Genomic DNA, 23468 nt, shown 5'->3' with positions numbered 1-23468 from the left:
TCGCCCTATAAGACCTTTATATGATGATATTACTCTGCAGCAGGAGTTTCTTCCTTGGCAGCAGGAGCCTCTTCTCCAGCCTTTTCGGCTACCGGAGCTTCTTTGGCCTCATTTTCTTCCTTATCCTTGCGAACACGGCGTGTACGGCGCTTCACCTCAGCAGCTTCGTCCGGCTGTTCAGCAGCAGCCTTCTCGTCAGCCTTCTCGGCCTTGCGCTCTTCCAAGCCCTCAGCAATGGCGGCACAAACGGTTTCCAGAATGATTTCCACGGAATCCTTGGCGTCGTCATTGGCAGGAATCACATAATCGATACCGTTAGGATCTGAGTTGGTGTCTACAATAGCAAACACAGGGATTCCCAGACGATGAGCCTCGCGCACAGCGATGTGCTCCTTCATCACGTCTACAACGAACAGGGCAGAAGGCAGACGGGTCAGGTCGGCGATAGAACCCAGGTTCTTTTCCAACTTAGCACGCTGACGGTTGATCTGCAGAATCTCACGCTTCGAAAGATTCGAGAATGTGCCGTCGGCCATCAGCTTGTCGATGTTCGTCATTTTCTTAACGGCCTTGCGAATCGTGGGGAAGTTGGTCAGTGTACCACCGGCCCAGCGCTCCGTAACGTATGGCATATTGATGGCCGATACTTTATCGGCTATGATATCCTTGGTTTGCTTCTTGGTCGAAACAAACAAAATCTTCTTGCCGCTCTTTGCAAGATTCTTCATGGCCTCGGCTGCCTCGTCGATCTTGGCTACCGTCTTGTTCAAATCAATGATATGAATGCCATTGCGCTCCATGAAGATGTAAGGAGCCATAGCGGGGTTCCACTTACGTTTGAGGTGACCGAAGTGACAGCCAGCCTGCAATAATTGGTCAAATGTTGTTCTTGACATTGTCTTTCTTTTTTAAATTTGTTTACTTTCTTTTTTAATTCTGTTAGAACCAGCCGTCAAGTAGTCCGAGGAATCTCGGCGGCTTAGATACTAAACGGTTTTGTAATTCATAATTCAAAATTCATAATTCACAATTAGGCTGACGCCGTTATTTGCACGACGATACAAACCTAAAATGATATTTTGTTGCCTATGGCAATCATTCGCAATTAGACAATCGCATTATTACAGGTCCTTCATGGAGTCAAGCTCCCTGCAACCTACAATGCACATTTGGCAGGAACGTAATGTCGCGCAGCCAAAATTTTGAATTGTGAATTGTGAATTGTGAATTGCAAAATTATCGCTTGCTGAACTGGAAGCGACGGCGAGCCTTGGGCTGACCCGGCTTCTTACGTTCAACGGCGCGACTATCACGTGTGAGGAAGCCTTGACTCTTCAAGGTCTTCTTGTCCTCAGCGTTGATTTTAACCAGTGCACGGGCAATAGCCAAGCGCAAAGCCTGGCTCTGGCCGGTAAAACCGCCACCGTCAAGGTTGGCCTTAATATCATACTTCTCAGCAACTTCCAGAAGTTCCAGTGGTTGCTTCACCACGTACTGCAGGATAGCTGATGGGAAGAATTCCTTCAAATCTTTCTTATTGATCGTGATCTTACCGGTGCCTTCTGTCAGGTAAACACGAGCTACGGCACTCTTACGGCGACCTATTGCATTAATAACTTCCATCTTTTCTCCTTAATTATTTATACTGGTTAATATCGATTGTCTTTGGCTTCTGAGCTGCCTTGTCGTGCTCACCACCTTCATATACGTAGAGGTTGGAAAGCAAAGAGCGACCCAAGGGACCCTTGGGCAACATGCCCTTGACAGCGTGACGGATAATCTTCTCCACACCGCCCTTGCGTGTACGCAACTCGGCAGGAGTGTTAAAGCGTTGTCCTCCGGGATAACCAGTGTAACGAGTGTAAACCTTATCGGTTTCCTTCTTGCCAGAGAAAACAACCTTCTCGGCATTAATAATGATGACATTGTCACCGCAGTCTACATGAGGTGTGAAGTTTGGCTTGTACTTTCCGCGAATCAACTTAGCGACCTTGGAGCAGAGACGACCCACAATCTGGTCGGTAGCATCCACTACGACCCACTCCTTCTGTACGGTTTCCTTGTTGGCGGAAATAGTCTTGTAACTTAAAGTGTCCATTTTAATTTCTTAATTTACTGCTAAAAACGTTTTTATTACCTTATTTATACAGAGACCTCACGGCGCCTCCAGTCTAAAAGAGACCATCCATGGCTTTCGCTCTGCTGCACCCTTGATTCACTAACCGTGATGCCCGGCCAAAGGCATCACTATTAACACAAGGTGCGAGGGGCTCTAAGCGTGCCCCTGAAACAATCGGTCTGCAAAATTACCTATTTTATTTCGTGCATACTAACAAAACACTCCCACAGAGCTTTGTTTTAACAAGAATTAATTGTATTAATTATTTTTAACCAACTTCGCGGCATAATCTATCCGCTATTTGAAGATTGCCGCAGTCATGTTACTGGCCTGAGCAAACGTTATGAAAGCCACAAGACATCGTCTGACAATCGGCAGACGCACGTGTATCGGCCGTGATGCGGTTGTCTTACGGCCGTGAGACGATCGTCCGACGGCCGCCAAACGCCAACATTTCGGCCTCAACGTATGGTCACAAAGGGTGAAAACAACCGGGAGTAACCACCCAACATCCCATTTTAGAAGCAAAAACTGCACAGTACGGGAAATTTTGTGTAACTTTGCGCCGATTTAACAACAGACAGAAATTATGAGCAACAATTTATTAAAAGGCAAAAGAGGCATCATCTTTGGTGCGCTCAACGATAAATCCATCGCATGGAAAGTGGCCGAGCGCGTCGTTGAAGAGGGCGCCACCATTACCCTGTCAAACACGCCAGTGGCTGTCCGCATGGGCACGGTGAACGCATTGGCCGAGAAGTTGAACTGTGAAGTTATTCCAGCCGACGCCACCAACGTGGAGGATCTGGAAAACGTATTTCGTCGCTCCATGGAAGTGCTGGGAGGCAAAATCGACTTCGTGCTCCATGCCATCGGCATGTCGCCCAACGTGCGCAAGCACCGCACCTACGACGACCTCGACTACAAGATGCTCGACACCACACTTGACATTTCCGCCGTTTCGTTTCACAAGATGATTCAGAGTGCCAAGAAACTCAATGCCATCAGCGAATACGGTTCCATCGTGGCCTTGAGCTATGTGGCCGCCCAGCGCACGTTCTACGGCTACAACGATATGGCCGACGCGAAAGCCCTGCTGGAGAGCATTGCCCGCAGCTTCGGCTACATCTATGGCCGCGAGCACCATGTGCGCATCAACACCATCTCGCAGTCGCCCACGATGACCACTGCCGGACAGGGTGTGAAAGGCATGGACAAGCTCTACGACTTTGCCAACCGCATGTCGCCGCTCGGCAATGCCAGTGCAGAGGAGTGTGCCGACTACTGTGTCGTGATGTTCTCCGACCTCACCCGTAAGGTAACGATGCAAAACCTCTACCACGACGGTGGTTTCTCCAACGTGGGCATGAGCCTCCGTGCGATGGCCACCTACGAGAAAGGACTTGACGAATACAAGGACAAAGACGGAAACATTATCTACGGATAAACAACTTTATGTTTCCAAAGCGCTCTCTCGTCCCTGCTCATGAAAGGGATGTGGAGATGTCGAAATGATTTAAAAGAGCCATTCCCATCTTCATGACGGGAGTGGCTCTTTTGATTGGTTTCCATGGGAATAGCATAAGTAGAAGCCGATAAACGCTATCAATACGGCACAGCTACTCCGTCGGCCGAAAGCCGTTAGCGGAGTTACCCAACGGATGAAAAGGTCTTTGGCAAGACTACGGACGACGGTTGAGCTTAAGCAATCGCTTGTACTCCTTCTTTGTTAACCGCATAAACGAGCCGTGTTGCGGCCCGGTCACCCCCTGAATATCTACCGGATCGTGGAAGTTTCGGAGGTTTTCGTCAGCTTTGCAGATGCGGTAGTGTTTGGGCCGATCGCTATATTGTATGTAGCCGACGCGCCAAGTACTGTCGCCTATCAACTGGAATGCCGATGCACCCTCACACTTTTTCTTTCCCTCAAAGCTCACATAGTCATCCTCTACGGGTTCACCCCAGCCGTGAGTGAGATGGTCTGACACAGCAGTGTAGATGCCCGGAGTACCACCTTCTTTCTTAATGAGCATGTGGTATTTACCATCGGGCAGCAAGTTGATGTCGGCATCGATAGTGGCATATCCCCAATCAAAGAGCAGGCGCGGCGTAGTGATTTTGGAAAAATCCCTCGTGGCGTGGCTGTAGTACATGCGGTCGTATTGTTCCTCGGCACGGTTGAGCATGGAATAGTAAATCATGTAACCGCCTTTCGTGCCGTCGTTCCAGCAGTAATCAGGATCCCAAAATATCTGCGGAGCCCACACACGATTGATGGTCGACCAGTCTCGGTAGGGCGACACGGCTGTCTGTCCGTCGCAAAAGATGGTCGATCCTTTGCGGAAATCGAAAGTTACGGAAGTCCAATTGATCAGGTCGTTGCTTTTCAGCAGGTCAATACCATAGTTGTCCCATACCTTACTCTTGGCCACACACATATCGGTGGTGACCATGACATAGCCTTTGCCGTCATAGGTGCGGGTGATAAAGGCATCGCGGGTGCCGCCCTCAATACGCGCATGAACCTTGGGATCGAAAATAGGGTCGCCGCCCTTGATGTCCTGATAGTTATAGCCATCTCGACTCACGGCGTATGCGGTGTACTCACCACGGTCGCTCATGTGGCAAAAAAGATAGCCATAATCGCCCTTGACAAGGTTCTGTGCCGTTGTGGAGGAAATCGACATGGCGAGGATACAAAGCGAAAGTAGTTGTTTTTTCATTGTGACATGGTTTTAGTGATTTGACCAACAGCAGGTGGGCGATGCAACAGGGCAATAAGATTGAAAAGCGGGCGGGAGGATTCAGGAGGATTGTTCGAGTCCCTTCTTGCGGTATATCCAGATTTCCACGGAATTGATGATGTTTTGCCACAGGATATAGCAGCCGGGACCTACAGATGAGAGAGGATTGAGAAAGGCGGTGGCCACCCAGATGGCAAAGGCTGTGTTCTTTTGCCCAAGCCCCTGCCCGGCTTCGATGGTCTTGTCGAAATAATGTCCGATGAAGCGCCCCGTGGCAAACTGGACAACACAAAGAATGAGTGCCATGAATGCAATCGAAACGAGGAAAAACACAGATGTCTGTTCCCATGCCTCACGAATGTTCATGGCTGTGGTGCCGGTTACCACAACGAGTGAGCAACCCCACATGTAATAGCTCAGGTCTTTGATGCCGACCAACCAACGATGGAACCGGTGCATGCGGTGCTTCACGATATATGCCAACAACATGGGGAGGATAAGTACCATGCTGACCTTCCACAATATCTGCATGAACAAAGGCCAGAACTCGATGTCTGCCACTGCGGCATTGGCCTGCGGAAGGAGTGGGAAACACAAGGGAATGAGGAGTGCGGAGATAAAGTTGGAAACGAAAGTATAAGTCGTCATCTCCTCTAAGTTACCGCCCAGCTTGGCAGTCACCACAGCAGCGGCAGCAGCGGCAGGACCGATGATGCAAACCAGGACGGCCTCGAACATGATGAGTGCCTTGCCTGTAATGCCAAAGCCCAGTATCAGTCCTACCAATGCCAACACGAATGCCACCTGCTGAATGCCAATCCACAAATGCCACTTCACGGGTATGAGACGCTTGTAGTCGACCTTGCAGAAGGTGACAAACAGGATAAGGAACATGAAGTCGGGTAAGACATTGTCATTGTAGGGTGCATACCAACGACCTATGGGTTGCAGGACGGGCACGAAATGGAACAGCAGGTAGCCCACGATACCTGTTGTCATGGCTACCGGCAATGTCCAGTTCTTGATAAATCTTACGACGTCCATGCTTTCCACCTATATTATATAGAGGATCGATGACCCCCTACATCACTCCGAGCCACCTGAGCACATCGTTCAGGTTGGCCACAATCATGAGCAGGAGCAATATGGCAATACCGGTGTACTCGGCCCGTATCATGAATTTTTCTGAAGGTTTGCGGCGGGTAATGATTTCGTAAAGCAGGAAAAGCACATGTCCACCGTCGAGTGCCGGGATGGGAAGGATGTTCATGAAAGCAAGAATGATACTCAGGAATGCGGTCATTCGCCAGAACATATACCAGTCCCATGTGGCCGGGAAGAGGTTGCCAATGGCACCGAATCCTCCCAAACTCTTCGCTCCGTCGGCCGTAAAGACATACTTCATGTCGCTCACGTATCCGGCGAGGACATTCCAACCGTATTTCACTCCGGCAGGGAAACTCTCCAAGAAGCCGTAGGAAAGGTGTGTGACGTTGGCCTTATACATGGTGTAAAGACTGGGAGCCGCAAAGCCTAACTTCAAGTCGGGTGTCAACGTCGCGTTCAAGGTGTCTACCCTGTCGGTTCCGGCCTTGGCCACAGCGAGTGTCACGTTGCGGAGCTTCATGCTGTCCTGATGTGTTGTGACAACCGTCATCTGGTCCTCCACACGTCCGATTTCATCAAAAAAATCATTGTATGAACCGATCGCCTTGCCGTTCAGCGAGAGAATTCTGTCGCCCTTGGCCAAACCGATGGCAGCAGCCGGTGTAGCCACAGAGTCCTGACTGCCATCGGCTATCGCCATTTTGGGCAGCACGGTGTCAACTACTGCGGGTACGAACGGTGCGACAAACTTCGGTGTGGACTTCAGCATATCCAGTAGGTTGATATCGCCCGGCAGGTCGACCCGTACCTTCTTGCCACCTCGAATCACCTCGGCATAGTCGGCCTTGGAAAGATCGCGGTAAACATCCACATTAAATTCGCGGAACTCGCGGACGTTAGTGCCCACAAGGATATCTCCATCTTGGAATCCAAGTTGCTTGGCCTCACTGTTGAATTTCATGCCATAGCCCATATCCTTCATGCCGATGTAGCTCTCACCCCAATGGAACATAATCATGGAGTAGATGAACAAAGCTAAAAGAAAGTTGACTACAACGCCGGCCACCATGATAATCAGACGCTGCCACGCCGGCTTGGTGCGGAACTCCCAAGGCTGCGGCTCGCGTTTCATTTGTTCGGTATCCATGCTCTCATCGATCATTCCCGAGATTTTGCAATAGCCTCCCAAAGGCAGCCATCCGAGTCCGTACTCGGTCTCCCCACCCTTGGGTTTAAAACGAAAGAGCTTGCCGCTCCATTTGCCGATACTCACATCAAAGAATACGAAGAATTTTTCCACCCGTACGCCGAACAGCTTGGACGAGAGCATGTGACCGCCCTCGTGCAGGAGAACGAGCAGGGAGATGGATAAGATGAACTGCAGGAGCTTGATTAAAAAGATTTCCATTGGATTGTATTCTGTTGTTTTGGAAAGGATGTTAAAAAGTTGCGGGGTTGAATTAACTTAACCGTTTTTTGTCGCATTCGTGCTTTGGACGCATGCTTATGCCGGCAACGTAGCCGCCTCAACTCCCTAACACCCGCATTAAATTTACTTGTTGTTTACTATTCTCGTTGCTATTTCTCTTGCCTCGCGGTCGGTCTGCAGGTAGACATCGAGGTCAGGATTATTGTCGAAAGCCGTCTGCTGCATGGTCTTTTCGATGATTTCGGCCATGCCAGGGAATGTGCACTCGTTACGCCGGAATGCCGCGTTGGCCACCTCGTTGGCTGCATTGAGGATGCAAGGCATGTTTCCACCACGGCTGATGGCCTCGTAGGCCAAAGCAAGACACTTGAATTTGTTGATGTCGGGCTCGAAAAACTCCAAGCTCCGCGCCTTGAAGAGATCGAGACGTTCGCCCTTTAAAGGTAAGCGTTGGGGGTAAGAAAAGGCATATTGAATGGGCAGCCGCATATCGGGCACGCCCAATTGTGCTTTCACTGCGCCATCCTTGAACTCCACCCCACTATGGACGATGCTCTGTGGATGGATCAACACCTGAATCCTATCGGCCGGAACACCGAATAACCATTTGGCTTCCATCACCTCGAAACCCTTGTTCATCAGCGTGGCAGAGTCGATGGTGATCTTCGCGCCCATGTCCCACGTGGGATGTTTCAGGGCTTCGGCAGCTGTGACCGTCTTCAGTTGTTCGTGTGTGAAGTTTCGGAACGGTCCTCCGGAACACGTGAGAAGAATCCGCTCGACCTCGTTCATGTTTTCACCCACAAGGCTTTGGAAGATGGCACTGTGCTCCGAATCGACTGGCAGCAGGTCGACGTGATACTGCTGCACCAACTTGAGCATCAGTTCTCCCGCCACCACAAGCGTTTCCTTGTTGGCCAAGGCTATCTTCTTGCCGGCCTTGATTGCATGGATTGTCGGTACCAACCCCGAGAATCCTACCATCGAAGCCAACACGATGTTCACAGGATCGGCCTCAACAACTTGATTCAATGCTTCTGCACCGGCATAGACCTTGATGTCAGGTCGGTCGCTCAACAGTTCTGTCAGTCGGTCATAATGTGCCTCGTTGGCTATCACCACGCAAGCAGGATTGAACCGTCGGGCCTGCTCGGCCAGCTTTTCAACGCTGTTGTTGGCGGTCAGGCAGTAGGCTTCATAAAGGTCGGAATGCTGGGCGATAACGTCGAGCGCCTGTGTTCCAATGGAACCCGTGCTGCCCAGAATACATATCTGTTGTTTATTCATATCTGTTTTATCTTTACTCGTCACCATCATTCTTCATTACAAATCGAGCAGTCCCTCGGGAAGATTCATGGTGATGTGGCGTGTCGTTTTGTCAATATCCGTAATCAGTTCCTCATCTGCCGGGATGAGCAATTCGCCCTCTTCGGGCGTCGACACATGAAACAAGGTATTGGCAGTCGAGTCGTCTACCCCGCTGACCGTGCCCACCATCACTCCGGATTTAGCATCTATGATTTGATAACCAATGATTTGTGCCCACGCCAGATGGTCATCAACGGCATCGGCAAATGCTCTCGGAAAATACACCTTACAGCCTGTCAACTCGCGAGCACGAACCTCCGTGTCGACATCTTCAAACTTCACTAATGCCAATTCATCCGACCGAAAGCGATATTCTTCCATGAAAAACGGAACGAGGATGCCGTCGATCTCCACCAAGAGCCAGTCGGCATCCACGCGGTCGAACACGTCGTCGGTGAACCAGAACGATATTTCGCCTTTCACACCGTGGGGTTTTCCCAGTTGCCCGATAGGGTAAACGTCTTCCTGTCTAATCATCCACGCGTCTGATCTTGGCTCCCAACTTGTTCAACCGACCTTCTATGTCTTCATAGCCCCGGTCTATCTGGGCAATATTTTCGATACGACTCACCCCCGAAGCACTCATTGCAGCGATAAGCAAGGCAATACCCGCACGGATGTCGGGACTCGTCATCCTGCCGGCACGGAGCTTGATACGGTGATCCTGTCCCACCACAACAGCCCGGTGTGGGTCGCAAAGGATAATCTGGGCTCGCATGTCTATGAGCTTGTCGACAAAGAACAGGCGGCTCTCAAACATCTTCTGGTGAATCAGCACCGACCCTCTTGCCTGGGTGGCCACAACAAGGAGCACCGACAACAGGTCCGGCGTGAGGCCGGGCCAGGGGGCATCTGCCAAAGTCATGATGGTGCCGTCGATAAACGATTCGACCACATAATGTTTCTGGTAAGGAATGAAAAGGTCGTCGCCTTCAGCCTTAACCTTCACGCCAAGTCGGCGGAATGCATCGGGAATCAGACCCAAATCCTTCAGCGACACATCCTTGATGCGCACGCCAGTGCCCACCATAGCCGCCATCCCGATGAACGACCCCACCTCAATCATATCGGGCAACAGCCGATGCTCTGCACCGTGAAGGCCATCCACGCCAACGATTGTGACAAGGTTACTGCCTATCCCACTGATGTTGGCGCCCATGGCATTGAGCAGGTGGCACAGCTGTTGGATGTAAGGTTCGCACGCCGCATTGTAGATGGTGGTCACGCCCTTGGCCATCACTGCGGCCATAATGATATTGGCCGTACCCGTTACCGAAGCCTCATCGAGCAACATATAGTTGCCCTTGAGCCGACTTGTCCCGATCTGATAAACGTCGCGTTCTTCATTGTAGATAAGTCTTGCGCCTAACTTTTTAAAGCCCAGGAAATGGGTATCAAGCCTTCGTCGTCCAATCTTGTCGCCTCCGGGTTTGGCCACAGTAGCCTTCCCATAGCGGCCAAGCAACGGTCCAATCATCAGCACCGAGCCTCGGAGAGACGCGCATTTCCTCACAAACTCATAGCTGTCGAGATATTCCAGATTCAGTTCATCAGCCTTGAAGGTATAGTCATGACGGCTGTTTTTCGTCACCTTCACTCCAATGTCAGTGAGCAACATGATGAGGTTATTCACGTCGAGAATGTCCGGAATGTTCGAAATTCGCACCGCATCGCTCGTGAGCAACGTGGCGCAAATCACCTGCAATGCCTCATTCTTGGCTCCCTGTGGGGTTATTGTACCGTTGAGCTGACGCCCACCTTCGATGATAAACGACTCCATAGGCTATCTTCTTTTACGCTTTCTCTCTGTTCCGCGTACTGTTATCTTTTTAAATTTAAATGTACTCAAGTCCAGTTGCACCCGTCCGTCAGTATATCTTGCCAAGTCATCGGCCACCTTTTCATCGCTGCAACTGTGACTCCATTGCACCAAGTCACGTTTCATCTGATTGGCAGCCAGTCGCACCAATGCATCATATTCCTCGCCATCGGGCATCGTCTTGAGCTTGTCGAAGATTTCGAACATCATTCGCCCATAGTGACGCACGGGTATATTCGCCGTCGGATACTGCACAGGAGCAGGCTTGGCGTTGATCTTTTTTGCCTGAGACACGTCGTAGGGCCAGTCGATATCAAGTTTGAAATCACTCATCAAGGCCAGGTGATCCCAAAGCTTCTGTTTGTAGTCGGCATTCTCCCTGATGTGCGGGAACATACGTTCCATGGTCAAGATAATGGCTTCTGCACAGCGCTGGCGCTCCGCCTTATCGTCCAAGGACAAAGCATGATTAACCATATTCTGTACCTCTCTGCCATATTCCGGCAACACGAGACCCTCTCGCTGGGTGTTATAATCCAATCCTTTTATGTTCATGACAAATAGCCTCCCTTGTTCGTCCCGCCGGGATAGGACTGCCGGCATGAGGCCTGTCCGGCTTTTTTCAATTACAAAATACGCTCTTGCCTCGCCCTTCCACGCCCGGCAGAGGGGAACACGACGATGAGCTACAATAGTTTTCTTGGCTGCTTGGCCACGAAATCCTTCAAATAGAATGGCACGAAATAGGCCACATCCTCAAACTGCCCAAGTGCCACACGCTTCTCTGCCAGCGGCATCATGTTCTTAGCAAGAGGCTCAACACCTTCTATGAAGTGGGCATTAGGATGATCGATGGCTTCCTTGCACTTCATGGCTCCACTGCCAAAGAAGTACACCGGACCCCTGTCTAAGTATTCCTTGTAAGTCTCTGCGTCCACCACGTCGGCATGAATGGGGCGCACCTCGTTCAGCGAGCGGTCGAAAACCTGTGCATATACTTCCATCCTGCGGGCATCGAGCATGGGGCAGAGCAAGGCATCCTCCTCTGCAACACGCTCCCTGAGCAACACGGGGACACACAATAGTTCGAGCGTCGGCACACCAATCAGCTTCACACCACGGCCATAGCACACGCCCTTGGCCATCGATACGCCAATGCGCAGCCCCGTATATGAACCGGGGCCACAGCTCACAGCCACCGCGTCCAAGGGGATGGCATGACTGTCGATAAATGAGAGAGCCTGGTCAACATACGTTCCAAGTTTCTCCGCATGGTTCGGCCCGCTATGGTCTTCCTCCGTGAAAATGCATCCGCCTTCCTGACTCACAGCCACCGAACACACGTGGGTGCTCGTTTCAATATGCAATATACAAGACATAATATCTTAACTGTTTTAATATGATAAACTCATGTTTTTGCTCATCCTCTGCAGCCAGCATCTCAGCCAGCCGGAGGAGATATCGCTTCGGCAAGCTGTCAAAGAATTTTGTCCCCAAGCTTGCAGGCATAGAGAATATATTAATAAAATGCAAATTTAGCCTTTTTTCCTCCATTTTTTGTACTTTTGCATAAATTTAACTTGAAAGAAACTATGATACAATCGATGACGGGGTACGGCAAGACTGCTATAATCTACCAAGACAAGAAAATCAGTGTTGAGATTAAAGCCCTTAACAGCAAGAATCTGGACTTGTCCGTCCGCATAGCTCCCCCCTACCGTGAAAAGGAAATGGAGATTCGTCAGAAGTTGGCCTCGACGCTGGTTCGCGGAAAAGTTGACTTTTCCATTTGGATAGAAAAGAACGAGCAGGCCAGTGCCACACCCATCAACACCGCACTTGCGGAAAATTATTACAGACAAATCAAGGATATTTCTGCCCAAACCGGCATACCCGAACCTACCGATTGGTATGCCATATTACTGCAATTGCCTGACATGATGCTCAAGACCGACATCGAACAACTCGACGACGACGAGTGGCAAGCGGTCTGCGGAGCAATTGACAAAACCCTCGCCGAGACTGTCGCATTCCGTCGCCAGGAGGGTGCCGCCCTGGAAAGAAAATTCCACGAAAAGCTCGATAATATTGAGGCCTTGCTCAAATCCATAGAACCTTTCGAGAAAAACCGTGTACCGAAAATCAGGGAGAACATCATCAAGGGACTGGAGCAGATTCCCGAGGTGGAGTACAACAAAAACCGGCTTGAGCAAGAGCTTATTTACTACATCGAGAAACTCGACATCAACGAGGAGAAGCAACGCCTATCCAACCATCTGAAATATTTCCGCAAAACCATGGCCGAAGACCAGCCCAACGGCAAGAAATTAGGCTTCATTGCTCAGGAAATGGGCCGGGAAATCAACACCACCGGTTCCAAGAGCAATCAAGCCGAAATGCAGAATATTGTTGTTCAGATGAAGGATGAGCTGGAACAAATCAAGGAACAGGTGCTCAACGCACTCTAAAAATCCATCCGGCATCAATCCCCGTCTCTTCTTTTTAACCCCATAACCCGCACCAGCAATGACCACCCTCTCCAACCAAGACTTCCACCAGACTAAACTCATCATCTTCAGTGCTCCGAGCGGAAGCGGCAAAACCACCATTGTGAACTATCTCATGAAGGAGCATCCGGAGCTCAAGTTGGCCTTCTCGATTTCGTGCACCAGCCGCCAGCCACGCGGCAAGGAGCGCCAGGGGGTGGACTATTTTTTCCTATCTCCCGAAGAGTTCAAGGCCAAAATTGCCAACAACGAGTTTCTGGAATACGAGGAGGTATACCCCGATCGCTTCTATGGCACGCTGAAATCGCAGGTTGAAAGTCAGTGTGCGGCAGGTCAGAATGTCGTGTTCGACGTCGATGTCAAGGGTGGTTGCAACATCAAGAATTTCTATGACGACCGTGCGCTGAGCGTGTTTATACAGCCCCCATCGGTCGAGGAGTTGCGCCGCAGACTTGTTGGGCGCGCCACCGACACACCCGAAGTGATCGAACAGCGCTTGGCCAAAGCCAAATACGAACTCACTTTTGCCAACCGGTTTGACCGCATTATCGTCAACGACGACCTGGCCAAGGCTCAAGCCGAGACCCTGAAAGTCGTCAGCGATTTCCTGACTCTGTAATCTCTGGCAACCCAGTTGACAGGGCTCCCCATCGTTCAACCCTTCTTATCATGACTGCCAAGCCCATCTGCCCCCGCCCCGAACAGACCGACACGCCTCCTGCTAAGCTACGTACCGGCATCTTCGGCGGCAGTTTCAACCCCATTCACAATGGGCATATCGCCTTGGCACAACAAATTTTGAAAACAGGGGCGATTGACGAGATATGGTTTGTTGTCAGCCCCCTCAATCCCTTTAAAACCTCTGCCAACGACCTCCTTGCCGACAAGCTGCGCCTTGAGCTCGCCCGCAAGGCGCTCCATGACCGTCCGGGACTCATAGCCTCCGACTACGAGTTCCATCTCCCCAAGCCTTCTTACATGTGGAACACACTCCAGAATCTCGCCCTCGATTTTCCCGAACGCGAGTTTGTGCTCATCATTGGCGCTGACAACTGGCTGTCTTTCGACCGCTGGGCTAATCCCGAATACATCCTCACCCACCACGAAATGCTGGTCTACCCACGCAGCGGCTTCCCCATTGACGAAGCCCACCTGCCAGAAAACGTGCACCTGATCAATACCCGACTCTACCCCGTCAGCAGCACGGACATACGCCAACGCATCAACCAACATCTTCCCATCGACCACCTTGTGCCACGCAACATCCACGACCTGCTGCTGAAATACTATCAATAACCCTGTCCAGCTGCTGGCACACCGTAATTCTTCAGCAACGACATGTTGTTTTCCTCGGGTTCCGATTTGAGAAACACGAACAGCAAATATGGATAACTCAAGGACAAACAAAACGTTCATCCACTTCAAGATGACAGCGGAAAATTCATGCACCTTGGGATTTGATCTTGTCAAGTCCGTTCCTATCCCGGACTCCGTTTCTGAAGCAGCAGGAAAGGTTAAAACTATTGACAAAACACTTTCTCATTTTCGCCGATTTGAAAATCAATTGGCTTTCGCCCAAAATTCGCGAAATATGCGGAGTTTTGCAAACGCCTGACGTTCAGTACCTTTAAAATAACAGCTCTTTTTCTCCCATTTTTTCGCCTGCGATTGAATATCGAATGGCATGACGGAAAGGCCTTAACCGCCGTGCGATTGGGCTTCTTCGACGCCACCACTAAGGCCTAACCGCACGATGAGAAGGCTCCCATCGCAATACCTTGACGCATTTTCGTCAGGCGCGTCTCGTTTATGTCGAAAAAACATGGCGCTTTCTTCTCTATATGTCTTGAAAATGATGACTCAAAAACAGTAATTATATTTGACTATTTTGGAAAGGGTTGGATGCTCAAAATAGCATCATGCCATGAATATCCTCCTATCATGAAAGAAGGGCATCATCGTTTGACCGATTGCCGAATCGTTACGGCACATCAGGTGACAAATTAAAGAGTTCTTGCCGAAGAGATGATGAGGAAGAGCGAAAGGACAATCATGCAGCAGGCCACCACCTTCTGGTATTTCTTCCTGTCCACATTCTTGATAAACCGCATGGCCAGATAATTGCCAATGATCATAGCCACCGCTATGGACAGTCCGGTTGTAAGAACACTCGTATTCACCAGATTCAACTTGCCATAAACAATGATCTTGACAACGTGCATAACCGTGGCTGCCGTGGCTTCACTGGCAATGTAGGAAACGGGAGTGAGGTCGAGCGAGAGAAAGACGGCACTGCTTAAAGGGCCGGAGATGCCCAACATGCCATTGATGAAACCCGTAACACTCCCCCCGACAAACATCGTGAGAGGCCCCTGGGGGAAACGGAGTTTGCCGCGGAGCTTACGAACGGCAAACAAGATCAAGGCCACACCCACCACGCAGGTCATGATATTCTTAGGTGCCACCGAAAAACCGTATGCCCCCAATGCTGTCAAAGGAATGGATGGAAGGAGAAACCACAGGGTCTTTTTCCATTCAATATCCTTCCAACCAAAGATTGAGCGCGAGGCATTGCTAAGCAGTTGTGCAATGGTGCACACGGGTACGGCAACCTCAATGCCGTAAAATGCCGTCACAACCGGCAGCAGCAACATGCCACCGCCAAATCCAATTGAACTTGAGAGCATGCCCGCGAGGAGGCCTACAATGATTAATACAATATCCATAAGCGTGAGTGAGGTTCGTGAGAACCTACCTTATTGTATTACAAAAATAAGATTTTTATATTCAATATGCAACATGAGGTCTGCCCCATTTCGCCAGGAATCAAGGCAAACTCCCGTTTTCAATTCAAAAAAAGCAAAGCTCGGAATGCTCATGTTGGCACAACGAACCATGAATACTTATAAATGACGATAGTGCCCGTTTACCAATTAGTAGGTATTATCGATTGTCTGATGAGCTCGCACCTTGATCATGGCGACCAGAGCACGTGGCAACATTTGGTCGAATATGTCGGAGGATACCATGATTGTGGCCTCATGGGACAAACCAGCGTTACCCTACCATCACGGACAGAACGACTCGTCATTCCTTGGTATTCAACTGGTGATAAAAGTCATGTTTTTTGGGTATTGCGTAAAGAAGACTTCATACATAACTTTGCACTCGTTCAACGATCAACAAAAAGTATGAAGATAAAAATGAATAAAACAGTATTTCTCTCCTGTGCACTATGCGGGATGAGTGCTATGGCCACGGCCTCAGTTCCTCCCACGGTGCAAGACACCGCTTATCATAAATACCGCATAGGAGGCTATGGGGAGATCTTAACTCAATTCAAAGATTATGGACTGAACCGTTTCACGGGTGCAGGCAACGGCAATGCACGGTTGAAGCACAGCGAAATCTCCATACCACGTTTTGTTCTGTCGGGCGATTACAAGTTGTCGGACAAATGGATTCTTGGCGCGGAGATCGAGTTCGAGTCGGGTGGCGTGGGCATGGCCTATGAGATTGAGTCTGGTTCGGGCGCGGAAAACGGTGAATATGAGAACGAAATAGAAAAAGGTGGCGAGGTGGCTTTGGAGCAATTTCACATCACCCGACTCATCCACCCAGCCTTTAACGTACGCGTAGGGCACCTTATCATACCATTAGGGCTTACCAATGCACACCACGAGCCACTGTTTTTCTTCACACCTACACGACCCGAAGGTGAGCGAACATTGTTGCCATCAACTTGGCACGAGACGGGGTTGGAGTTTTTTGGTGGTGTCGGCAGGGGGCTTGCCTCTTTCAACTACCAATTATTGATGACCGCCGGCCTCAATCCTGACGGTTTCGGTAAATACAATTGGGTGAGGAAGGGCAAGCAGGGCGCTTTCGAATTTGATAACTTCACGGCTCCCGCCTATACGGCTCGTCTCGATTGGAACGGCTTGCCAGGTCTGCGCATGGGGTTCAGTGCCTTTTTCAATCCTAACAGTGGCAAGAACACAGAAAAGTTCTTGAACTATAACAACATGAACCCTATCAACGTGTTCATCTATTCGTTTGACGCACAGTACATCAACAAGTATGTCACGGCACGTGCCAATGTGGTACATGGTCATGTGTCCCAGACAAGCGAAATCAACGGCACCGCGGTGTCAGCAGGCTCCCCTTATGGCACACGCAAGCGTGGCATGGGCTCGCATGCCCTCACCTACAGTGCCGAGGTGGGCGTGAACATAGCATCGTTTTTCCCTGGCACCAAGTTGCCAAATATCTATCCATACGCACACTATGACTATTACAATCCACAGGAGACTACCGTTATGGGCACAGTGGCCGACCCACGCACACAAGTTAGCATGTGGGCATGTGGTCTGAACTGGAAGCCCCTGCCCTGCTTGGTCGTGAAAGCCGACTATGCCACACGTCAAATGGGCACACATGCCGTGTTTGGGAAGGGCAAATACAACTCGGAGAACGAGTTTCGCATAGGCGTGGCATACGCCCTTTATTTTGCCAAGAAATAAAATTTTAACCACCATTCCCATAAAGCAACGTCACAAAGGAGCGTCGAAACTGTAATCTAACTCATGTAAATATTATAAGAAATGAAAAAAAACGTATTCATTCTTGGTGCCCTCGCCGTAGGCTTGGCCTTCAGTAGCTGTGACTCTGACACGCCGGAAGTTGGCACCTTTACCAAAGAACAAGAAAAAAAGATCATTGAAGAAATCAATGCTGAAGACATCATTGAGTACAACGAGCAAAACCAAAAAGCCTGGGGCAACTACATGGCAGTGGTTGGCAAGTTGCTGGTAGACGACGCTAACGCACTCTACGACGACTGGACCAAAAGCTACAATGGTGGCAAATCCTACGCCGAGCTGTTCAAAGAGCACAAGAGCGAGGCCTTGAAGTTGAACTCAGCCTATGACTGTTTGGCTCTGTTGGTAACCTATATGGATCACATTGCCGACGAGGTAGGCTCCGAAAAAATAGGCTCCCCATATCGAAAATACACCGAGAAATGGCCCAACAAGGCCAATATGAAAGCTGGTCTCTATGCCGTTGAGTCTTGGTATAGCTGGCACTCACGGTTGGACTACATGAACAACATCCTGTCCATTCGCAATGGTTACTATGGAGTTTATGACAAGAGTTTCAGCAAGTTGAGCAAAGCTCACGCAAATTCGCTCTATGCCTATGTGGAAAAGAACGACCCTGCGCTCAACAAAAAAGTGGCCCAAGCCATTGACAAAGCTATAAAAGCTATCGACAATATTCCACAACCCTTCCGTAACCACATCAACAGCAGCGAGACAAAAGCTGCCGCAGACGCTGCCGCAGAGCTGAATGATGTACTTGCCAAAGACATGCAATCGTTCCTTGACAAGAATAAAAACGACCATAAAGGACTCGATCCCATCGTCTCTCACGTAGTGGATGAGGTTATCGTACCCACCTATAGCGACCTGAAGAAATATAACAAGGAGCTGTATCAAAAAATCCTGGCATTCCAAGCCAAACCTTCGAACGAGGGCTTCAAGGCTTGTTGCGAGGCTTGGATCAAGGCACGCCAGCCATGGGAATCGTCTGAGGCTTACCTCTTTGGACCGGTAGCCGATAAAGGTCTTGACCCCAACATGGACACATGGCCACTGGACATCGATGGTATCGAGAACATTTTGAAATCCGAAGACTGGAACAAGCTCAACTGGAGCGGTGATTTCGTCGAGGATGAAGAAGGCGATAACGGTAGCAGCCAGCTGTCTCCGGAAGAAAAGAAGAAAGCCGAAGCCATCAGCAGTGCACAGTCATTGCGCGGCTATCACACCATTGAGTTCTTAATTTTCAAGAATGGTAAGCCCCGCAAAATTAAATAATCTATTTAGAAAAACATTTTGATCATGGACGGAGTTGTCAAGCACCAAACTTGGCACTCCGTATTTAAGCGTTTAAGACAACCGTGAAAAAAGATGTCATTATGATGTGTTTTTACAAGTATTCATTCATTCTTCTCGCCGCATTATCACTGACTGCCTGCGAGGAAGAAGGCGAGCAACTACGCGTGCAAGACATAGAGGTGCCCGATGGCTATGCTCTGTCGGCTGGCACATCGACCGAATTCTCTCGCTCTGCCTACTCCTACGACGAGGCGTCAGACTGGGTTAGGGGTCGCTACGAGACGCTTTTCAACGAGGGCGACCGTCTTTATGACAATGTGGCAAGCAGCAATTACAATGGCGAGGGTGGCGGCCGTGGGCCTGTTTTCGTGGGTTATTGCTGTGGAAGCTGCCATCGTAACGCTGGCCGAACACAGCCTTCCTATTGGATGGCCTTTAAAAACGGCAGCGACAAGGCCACTGGCGAATATGGCTTCACGTCCATGTTGTGCTACATCACGAAGAAAAACGGAGCGTTCTTCCCCAATTATGGTCGTGTCATCCACGACAACACCATCTATGGTGTGACACCAGAGGGAGAGCTTCACTTTGACATTGACTCCGCCACCTACCAGTTTCCGGATGGCGAGAAATACACGCTCTGCTATCCCAAATATCGCATTACCAAATGGTATGCGGACAGCATCAAACCTGAAGACCTCTTCATCTCTGTGCGTGTGCCCCTCCGTCATGTCGGCCAAGGAGTTATCATGGCACTCGATCGCGAAGAGATCAGGCAGCTGGCAGCCAGAAGCAACTATCCCGAATGGGGCATCAGCGGCAGATGTAACATCATTTCCGAGCGAGGGGTGAGCCAGATTGGCGTTGGCGGTAACAAGTCGCACCACGCCGACCTCACGGTGGAGTTGGGCTATTCATCAGACATGGGTATGACCAACAGTCGCTTCCCGGAGGAGATTTGCCGTGGACAGAAACAGATGAGCGAGGGTGCTATGATGGGTATGGCTTATCATAAACTCGACGTAAGCAACAAGGACATGGAGGCTGTAGACCTTTATCTACATGCGTTGGCAGTGCCTGCGCGACGTGATGTCAACGACCCGGATGTAAAAGCCGGTGAAAAACTGTTCTACAAGGCAGGTTGCCACCTGTGTCATGTCACCACATTGCACACCAACAAACGTGGTGTAACCCTGCTTGGGGGCATGTCATTGCCATGGTTAGGAGGGCGTCAGGCGGTACATCCCTACTCTGATTTCTTGCTTCACGACATGGGATCGGAGATTATGGGCGTAGGACTCAACGACCATATGGTGAGTGGATTGGCAAGAGGTAACGAGTGGCGAACCACTCCTTTGTGGGGCATCGGACTGCAACTGCTTGTCAACGGTCACACCTATTTCCTGCATGACGGTCGCGCCCGCAACTTCACCGAGGCCATCATGTGGCACGGAGGCGAGGCACAGGCCAGCAAACAGAAGTTCGCACATTTCTCCAAGCAAGATCGTGCCAAACTCATTAGATTCCTCTGGAGTCTGTAATCAACTTTACCGTAGAAACAAAATAAAATATTAAATATAACATGAAGCTATATCGCGCTTACGCTGCTATCATTGCAGCAGGACTTAGTTCTGTGGCTTTTGCAGAACAAACAGACAAGGATGTCGTTCTGAACAACTACAAAAAAACGTCCACAGAGGTGAACACCACAGCTGAAAACATTGACGAAAACATCGAAAAACAACGTGACGTCACCTATGATCGGGAAAATGGTGTGCTCCCCATTGCTGACAACAGAGGCTTCTCCTTGGCTTCCAAAGATGGGAAATTTATCCTCAAACCTTATTTAATGCTACAGACGACACTTGCGTTCAACTACTATCCAGACGAGGGTCTTGACAAGGCTTATAACCAAGACAACGTTGCCAACTCTGGTTTTGCCATACCATTCGGTATCATCGGCTTCACCGGCAAGGCCTTCGGAAAGATCGATTATAACGTTTGCGTCAATGCGGCGGCCAAGGGAGGCGCACTGCTGCAACAGGCATGGATAGATTATGCGCCCTCCAAGGCACTGCGCTTCCGTGTGGGAAAGCAGAAAACTCCGTTTGCAGGAGCATTCCTAACCACCCTTGGCGAGACCCTGTTCCCTACCATGCCTTTGTCGCTCACCTGCACGTCGATATTGCCCTACAGCCTGAATGCCGTTAATCCCTCTATTAACACAGGTTGGGATTTGGGTGTCAAGATGCACGGCTTAATCGCTAATAAATGGGGTTATGAACTGGGTATCTTCAATGGAACGGGCGGCAACGTCAACACGGCAACCAAGGGTTTCAGTGACGACAACCACCTTCCGTCACTGCTCTACGCCGCACGCGTCACTTTCCAAGGCAACGGTCCCATGCCGATGAGTCAGGGAAACCCCAACCTTTTGGATTTAGGCACAAAATACTTAGTGGGGCTTTCCGTCAATTATAACAACGAGGCAGAGAACGAATCGACCAACGACTTTCGCACAGGAGTGGAGCTTGCACTGCTAAGCGGTTCTTGGTCTATGGCCGCCGAGGGATATTACATGCACGTGGGGTTCACCAAGCGTATGAAAATAGACGATAAGTTCAACTATTTGGGAGGCTACGCACAGTTGGCTTATTTCCTCAACAAATCATGGCAATTAGGTGTCCGCTACGACTGGATGGACCGAAATGGCACCCGCAAAGACGGCAGCCTGAACTCTCCGGGCGTGGTTTGCAACTATTTTATACCCCAAACCAATATCAAACTCTCCGCCATGTATCAATACACAGGCCGTTGGGGGCACGACACCCAGGCCGACCGAGACCTTGACAACCTTGGCCTGGCCACCCATTCTGCCATGATTATGATGCAATATGCTTTCTAAGTGTTGAACGAGATGAATCATTTGATCTATAGATTTTTACCTGTGTTAGCCTTGGCGTTCCTTGCAAGTTGCGACTCTGGCAGCATTGAGGAAATAGCCCCCGACAGCGAACAAGGCCGCGTGATCAAGATAGAGGGCAACATTGCCGGACTGAAAAGCTGGCCCTTGGATTATGATGTCGCAGTGGCAGGTTTCTCAAGCAAAGCCAATTCGACCGCGGCTCCCTATGCCGAAATATCTAAAGTGGTCACCACCGACGCCAAAGGCAACATGTCATTGGTGCTGTCGGGACTAAGCTCGGACATTGACGTGATACAAATTTGTGTGCTCAATCGTCTGCGGCAGCGCGTCATGAAGTTCGTGTCGAAAGACATTTCCAACGCCACAGGCCACGACACCATACGCCTGCACGTTGACAAGGTAGACGCAAGCATGTTCAATGCCATTCAGGTTGGCATTTTCAATGGCGTGTGTTCGTCATGCCACAATGCCTCGAAGCCTGCCGGTGGTCTCGACCTTACCGATGGACACAGCTACGCCTCATTAATGAACCATGAGTCCGTAAAGGTGCCACAAATGAAAAGAGTGACCCCTGGCGACAAGGACAACAGCCTGTTGTACCAAGTGCTGAACTCTGACATATCCCGCTCGTGGAAGCAAGACCACACCGATATGGGCAACAAGGAACGCACTGAAAAGTATATCCTTCAGCTCATCAACGACTGGATTGCATCTGGCGAAACCCAGTAAAAGCATCGAGAAGGATTGGTTGTAACGGCCAATCCTACTTGCTGTTCTCTTATTTCTATCCAACAACTATGTTGGCATAGGACTCAACACCATATCAATGAAAATTATCAAGTATGCCATAGCGACTTTGTTTGTTGCACTTATTGTTCTGATGGCCTTTGCCACCTATATGGAACAGCAACACGGCACGGCGTTTGTGGCACAGCACATATATCACACACTATGGTTTTGCGCCTTGTGGGGCATGCTGACCCTCCTGTCCGTGATATATATCATCAACCGTAAACTTAACCGTCGACTCCCCATTTTCATGCTCCACGGCGCATTTGTCATTATCCTCATTGGTTCCGTTATCACATTTTTTACTGGCAAAGAGGGCAAGATACATCTGCGCGTGGGTGCCGCCGAGAACACTTATTTAGAGCAAACAACCAAGCAAATGCTACAGTTGCCATTCTCGTTGACGCTCAAATCTTTTCAAATCGAATACTATCCAGGCACTAACGCACCCTCCGATTTTGTCAGCACAGTGTCTTGCCAAAGTCCCAACGACAGTAAAATAGTCAACGCCAAGATCTCGATGAACAACATTTTGCGACTTCACGGCTATCGTTTTTATCAAGAAGGGTTCGACCCTGACCACAAAGGCACCACCCTGAGCGTCAACCACGATCCTTGGGGCACGGCCGTTACCTATACCGGGTATCTGCTGTTGGCATTGAGCATGATACTCACCCTCATCTCCCGCAAGGAGACGTTTCGCCGTCTTCTTGCCTCACCCACATTGCGCCGTGGCGCACTCCTTTTTGTCTTGGCCATG

Annotated in this window: 22 protein-coding genes; 10 read left to right on the top strand and 12 right to left on the bottom strand. The window is 50.0% G+C overall.

The genetic code is table 11. The features are described 5' to 3' along the window. Positions 1-29 precede the first annotated feature (29 nt). The 3 genes from rpsB to rplM all read right to left on the bottom strand — a co-directional run bounded on the left by rpsB (position 30) and on the right by rplM (position 2098). Positions 30-896: a 30S ribosomal protein S2 gene (gene rpsB, locus HMPREF0645_RS09950; RefSeq protein WP_007174863.1), complete on the bottom strand. Its 867-nt coding sequence runs from the start codon at positions 894-896 to the stop codon at positions 30-32. Positions 897-1236: 340 nt separating this feature from the next. After that, on the bottom strand, positions 1237-1623 hold the full coding sequence (rpsI, locus tag HMPREF0645_RS09945) for a 30S ribosomal protein S9 (RefSeq protein ID WP_007174862.1): 387 nt from the start codon (positions 1621-1623) through the stop codon (positions 1237-1239). Positions 1624-1636: 13 nt separating this feature from the next. Further along, positions 1637-2098: a 50S ribosomal protein L13 gene (gene rplM / locus HMPREF0645_RS09940; protein ID WP_007174861.1), complete on the bottom strand. Its 462-nt coding sequence runs from the start codon at positions 2096-2098 to the stop codon at positions 1637-1639. 610 nt (positions 2099-2708) lie between these two features. Between rplM and HMPREF0645_RS09935 the strand changes: the two genes are divergently transcribed. Beyond that, a complete protein-coding gene (locus HMPREF0645_RS09935; protein ID WP_007174860.1) occupies positions 2709-3566 on the top strand; it encodes an enoyl-ACP reductase FabI in 858 nt (285 codons plus the stop codon). 235 nt (positions 3567-3801) lie between these two features. Here HMPREF0645_RS09935 and HMPREF0645_RS09930 read toward each other — a convergent pair whose 3' ends face one another. From HMPREF0645_RS09930 to tsaB, 8 genes are all read right to left on the bottom strand, one after another. Continuing rightward, positions 3802-4842, bottom strand: a complete 1041-nt coding sequence (locus tag HMPREF0645_RS09930) for a glycoside hydrolase family 43 protein (RefSeq protein WP_007174859.1) — start codon at positions 4840-4842, stop codon at positions 3802-3804. Positions 4843-4923: 81 nt separating this feature from the next. After that, positions 4924-5907: a hypothetical protein gene (locus tag HMPREF0645_RS09925; RefSeq protein WP_007174858.1), complete on the bottom strand. Its 984-nt coding sequence runs from the start codon at positions 5905-5907 to the stop codon at positions 4924-4926. A gap of 37 nt (positions 5908-5944) precedes the next feature. Next, positions 5945-7378 carry an RIP metalloprotease RseP gene (gene rseP, locus HMPREF0645_RS09920; RefSeq protein WP_007174857.1) on the bottom strand — a complete coding sequence of 478 codons (1434 nt, stop codon included), beginning with the start codon at positions 7376-7378 and terminating at the stop codon, positions 5945-5947. 144 nt (positions 7379-7522) lie between these two features. Beyond that, positions 7523-8686, bottom strand: a complete 1164-nt coding sequence (locus HMPREF0645_RS09915; protein WP_044123569.1) for a 1-deoxy-D-xylulose-5-phosphate reductoisomerase — start codon at positions 8684-8686, stop codon at positions 7523-7525. A gap of 36 nt (positions 8687-8722) precedes the next feature. After that, positions 8723-9244: a ribosome maturation factor RimM gene (gene rimM / locus HMPREF0645_RS09910; RefSeq protein WP_007174855.1), complete on the bottom strand. Its 522-nt coding sequence runs from the start codon at positions 9242-9244 to the stop codon at positions 8723-8725. Further along, positions 9237-10547, bottom strand: coding sequence for a UDP-N-acetylglucosamine 1-carboxyvinyltransferase (murA, locus tag HMPREF0645_RS09905; RefSeq protein ID WP_007174854.1), 1311 nt, complete (start codon positions 10545-10547; stop codon positions 9237-9239). The genes rimM and murA overlap by 8 nt, the downstream gene beginning before the upstream one ends. Before the next feature lie 3 nt (positions 10548-10550). Then, complete coding sequence (locus HMPREF0645_RS09900; protein ID WP_044123513.1) at positions 10551-11141, bottom strand: DUF4290 domain-containing protein; 591 nt, start codon at positions 11139-11141, stop codon at positions 10551-10553. Between the two features lie 131 nt (positions 11142-11272). Further along, complete coding sequence (gene tsaB, locus HMPREF0645_RS09895; RefSeq protein ID WP_044123512.1) at positions 11273-11965, bottom strand: tRNA (adenosine(37)-N6)-threonylcarbamoyltransferase complex dimerization subunit type 1 TsaB; 693 nt, start codon at positions 11963-11965, stop codon at positions 11273-11275. A 213-nt stretch (positions 11966-12178) separates the two neighbouring features. Between tsaB and HMPREF0645_RS09885 the strand changes: the two genes are divergently transcribed. Genes HMPREF0645_RS09885 through nadD form a run of 3 tightly spaced genes read left to right on the top strand, consistent with a single transcriptional unit; the run spans position 12179 to position 14389 of the window. Then, positions 12179-13054, top strand: a complete 876-nt coding sequence (locus tag HMPREF0645_RS09885) for a YicC/YloC family endoribonuclease (protein WP_007174850.1) — start codon at positions 12179-12181, stop codon at positions 13052-13054. Positions 13055-13112: 58 nt separating this feature from the next. After that, entirely contained in the window at positions 13113-13712 is a 600-nt protein-coding gene (gene gmk / locus HMPREF0645_RS09880; protein ID WP_007174849.1) for a guanylate kinase, read from the top strand. Between the two features lie 50 nt (positions 13713-13762). Continuing rightward, the gene (gene nadD, locus HMPREF0645_RS09875; protein ID WP_007174848.1) at positions 13763-14389 is read left to right on the top strand and encodes a nicotinate (nicotinamide) nucleotide adenylyltransferase; all 627 of its coding nucleotides are present in this window, start codon (positions 13763-13765) and stop codon (positions 14387-14389) included. Between the two features lie 707 nt (positions 14390-15096). On the opposite strand, the gene HMPREF0645_RS09865 is transcribed toward nadD, so the two are convergent. Next, positions 15097-15819, bottom strand: a complete 723-nt coding sequence (locus HMPREF0645_RS09865) for a sulfite exporter TauE/SafE family protein (protein WP_007174846.1) — start codon at positions 15817-15819, stop codon at positions 15097-15099. A 477-nt stretch (positions 15820-16296) separates the two neighbouring features. Here HMPREF0645_RS09865 and HMPREF0645_RS09855 point away from each other — a divergent pair, with 477 nt between their 5' ends. From HMPREF0645_RS09855 to HMPREF0645_RS09830, 6 genes are all read left to right on the top strand, one after another. Continuing rightward, a complete protein-coding gene (locus HMPREF0645_RS09855) occupies positions 16297-17616 on the top strand; it encodes a hypothetical protein (protein ID WP_156777900.1) in 1320 nt (439 codons plus the stop codon). An 81-nt stretch (positions 17617-17697) separates the two neighbouring features. After that, positions 17698-18972 (top strand): imelysin family protein, encoded by a 1275-nt coding sequence (locus HMPREF0645_RS09850; protein WP_007174842.1) that lies wholly within the window; start codon positions 17698-17700, stop codon positions 18970-18972. Positions 18973-19073: 101 nt separating this feature from the next. Next, the gene (locus HMPREF0645_RS09845) at positions 19074-20534 is read left to right on the top strand and encodes a di-heme oxidoredictase family protein (RefSeq protein ID WP_044123510.1); all 1461 of its coding nucleotides are present in this window, start codon (positions 19074-19076) and stop codon (positions 20532-20534) included. 41 nt (positions 20535-20575) lie between these two features. Further along, complete coding sequence (locus HMPREF0645_RS09840; RefSeq protein WP_007174840.1) at positions 20576-21898, top strand: porin; 1323 nt, start codon at positions 20576-20578, stop codon at positions 21896-21898. A gap of 12 nt (positions 21899-21910) precedes the next feature. Beyond that, on the top strand, positions 21911-22648 hold the full coding sequence (locus HMPREF0645_RS09835) for a hypothetical protein (RefSeq protein WP_044123566.1): 738 nt from the start codon (positions 21911-21913) through the stop codon (positions 22646-22648). Between the two features lie 97 nt (positions 22649-22745). Next, a partial coding sequence (locus tag HMPREF0645_RS09830; protein ID WP_007174838.1) for a cytochrome c biogenesis ResB family protein occupies positions 22746-23468 on the top strand: 723 nt, incomplete at its 3' end.

The organism is Hallella bergensis DSM 17361, assembly GCF_000160535.1.
GTDB classification, from domain to species: Bacteria; Bacteroidota; Bacteroidia; order Bacteroidales; family Bacteroidaceae; genus Prevotella; species Prevotella bergensis.
Note: the sequence above shows the minus strand (reverse complement) of the source record. Positions and strands in the feature narration are given on the sequence as shown.

Coding starts and splice junctions, on each gene's coding strand:
- rplM (WP_007174861.1), bottom strand. CDS start 2,098: ATGGACACTTTAAGTTACAAGACTATTTCCGCCAACAAGGAAACCGTA.
- HMPREF0645_RS09845 (WP_044123510.1), top strand. CDS start 19,074: ATGATGTGTTTTTACAAGTATTCATTCATTCTTCTCGCCGCATTATCA.
- nadD (WP_007174848.1), top strand. CDS start 13,763: ATGACTGCCAAGCCCATCTGCCCCCGCCCCGAACAGACCGACACGCCT.
- HMPREF0645_RS09915 (WP_044123569.1), bottom strand. CDS start 8,686: ATGAATAAACAACAGATATGTATTCTGGGCAGCACGGGTTCCATTGGA.
- HMPREF0645_RS09855 (WP_156777900.1), top strand. CDS start 16,297: ATGAATAAAACAGTATTTCTCTCCTGTGCACTATGCGGGATGAGTGCT.
- murA (WP_007174854.1), bottom strand. CDS start 10,547: ATGGAGTCGTTTATCATCGAAGGTGGGCGTCAGCTCAACGGTACAATA.
- HMPREF0645_RS09840 (WP_007174840.1), top strand. CDS start 20,576: ATGAAGCTATATCGCGCTTACGCTGCTATCATTGCAGCAGGACTTAGT.
- HMPREF0645_RS09885 (WP_007174850.1), top strand. CDS start 12,179: ATGATACAATCGATGACGGGGTACGGCAAGACTGCTATAATCTACCAA.
- rpsI (WP_007174862.1), bottom strand. CDS start 1,623: ATGGAAGTTATTAATGCAATAGGTCGCCGTAAGAGTGCCGTAGCTCGT.
- HMPREF0645_RS09935 (WP_007174860.1), top strand. CDS start 2,709: ATGAGCAACAATTTATTAAAAGGCAAAAGAGGCATCATCTTTGGTGCG.
- HMPREF0645_RS09835 (WP_044123566.1), top strand. CDS start 21,911: ATGAATCATTTGATCTATAGATTTTTACCTGTGTTAGCCTTGGCGTTC.
- rseP (WP_007174857.1), bottom strand. CDS start 7,378: ATGGAAATCTTTTTAATCAAGCTCCTGCAGTTCATCTTATCCATCTCC.
- tsaB (WP_044123512.1), bottom strand. CDS start 11,965: ATGTCTTGTATATTGCATATTGAAACGAGCACCCACGTGTGTTCGGTG.
- HMPREF0645_RS09930 (WP_007174859.1), bottom strand. CDS start 4,842: ATGAAAAAACAACTACTTTCGCTTTGTATCCTCGCCATGTCGATTTCC.
- HMPREF0645_RS09900 (WP_044123513.1), bottom strand. CDS start 11,141: ATGAACATAAAAGGATTGGATTATAACACCCAGCGAGAGGGTCTCGTG.
- HMPREF0645_RS09850 (WP_007174842.1), top strand. CDS start 17,698: ATGAAAAAAAACGTATTCATTCTTGGTGCCCTCGCCGTAGGCTTGGCC.
- gmk (WP_007174849.1), top strand. CDS start 13,113: ATGACCACCCTCTCCAACCAAGACTTCCACCAGACTAAACTCATCATC.
- rimM (WP_007174855.1), bottom strand. CDS start 9,244: ATGATTAGACAGGAAGACGTTTACCCTATCGGGCAACTGGGAAAACCC.
- rpsB (WP_007174863.1), bottom strand. CDS start 896: ATGTCAAGAACAACATTTGACCAATTATTGCAGGCTGGCTGTCACTTC.
- HMPREF0645_RS09925 (WP_007174858.1), bottom strand. CDS start 5,907: ATGGACGTCGTAAGATTTATCAAGAACTGGACATTGCCGGTAGCCATG.
- HMPREF0645_RS09865 (WP_007174846.1), bottom strand. CDS start 15,819: ATGGATATTGTATTAATCATTGTAGGCCTCCTCGCGGGCATGCTCTCA.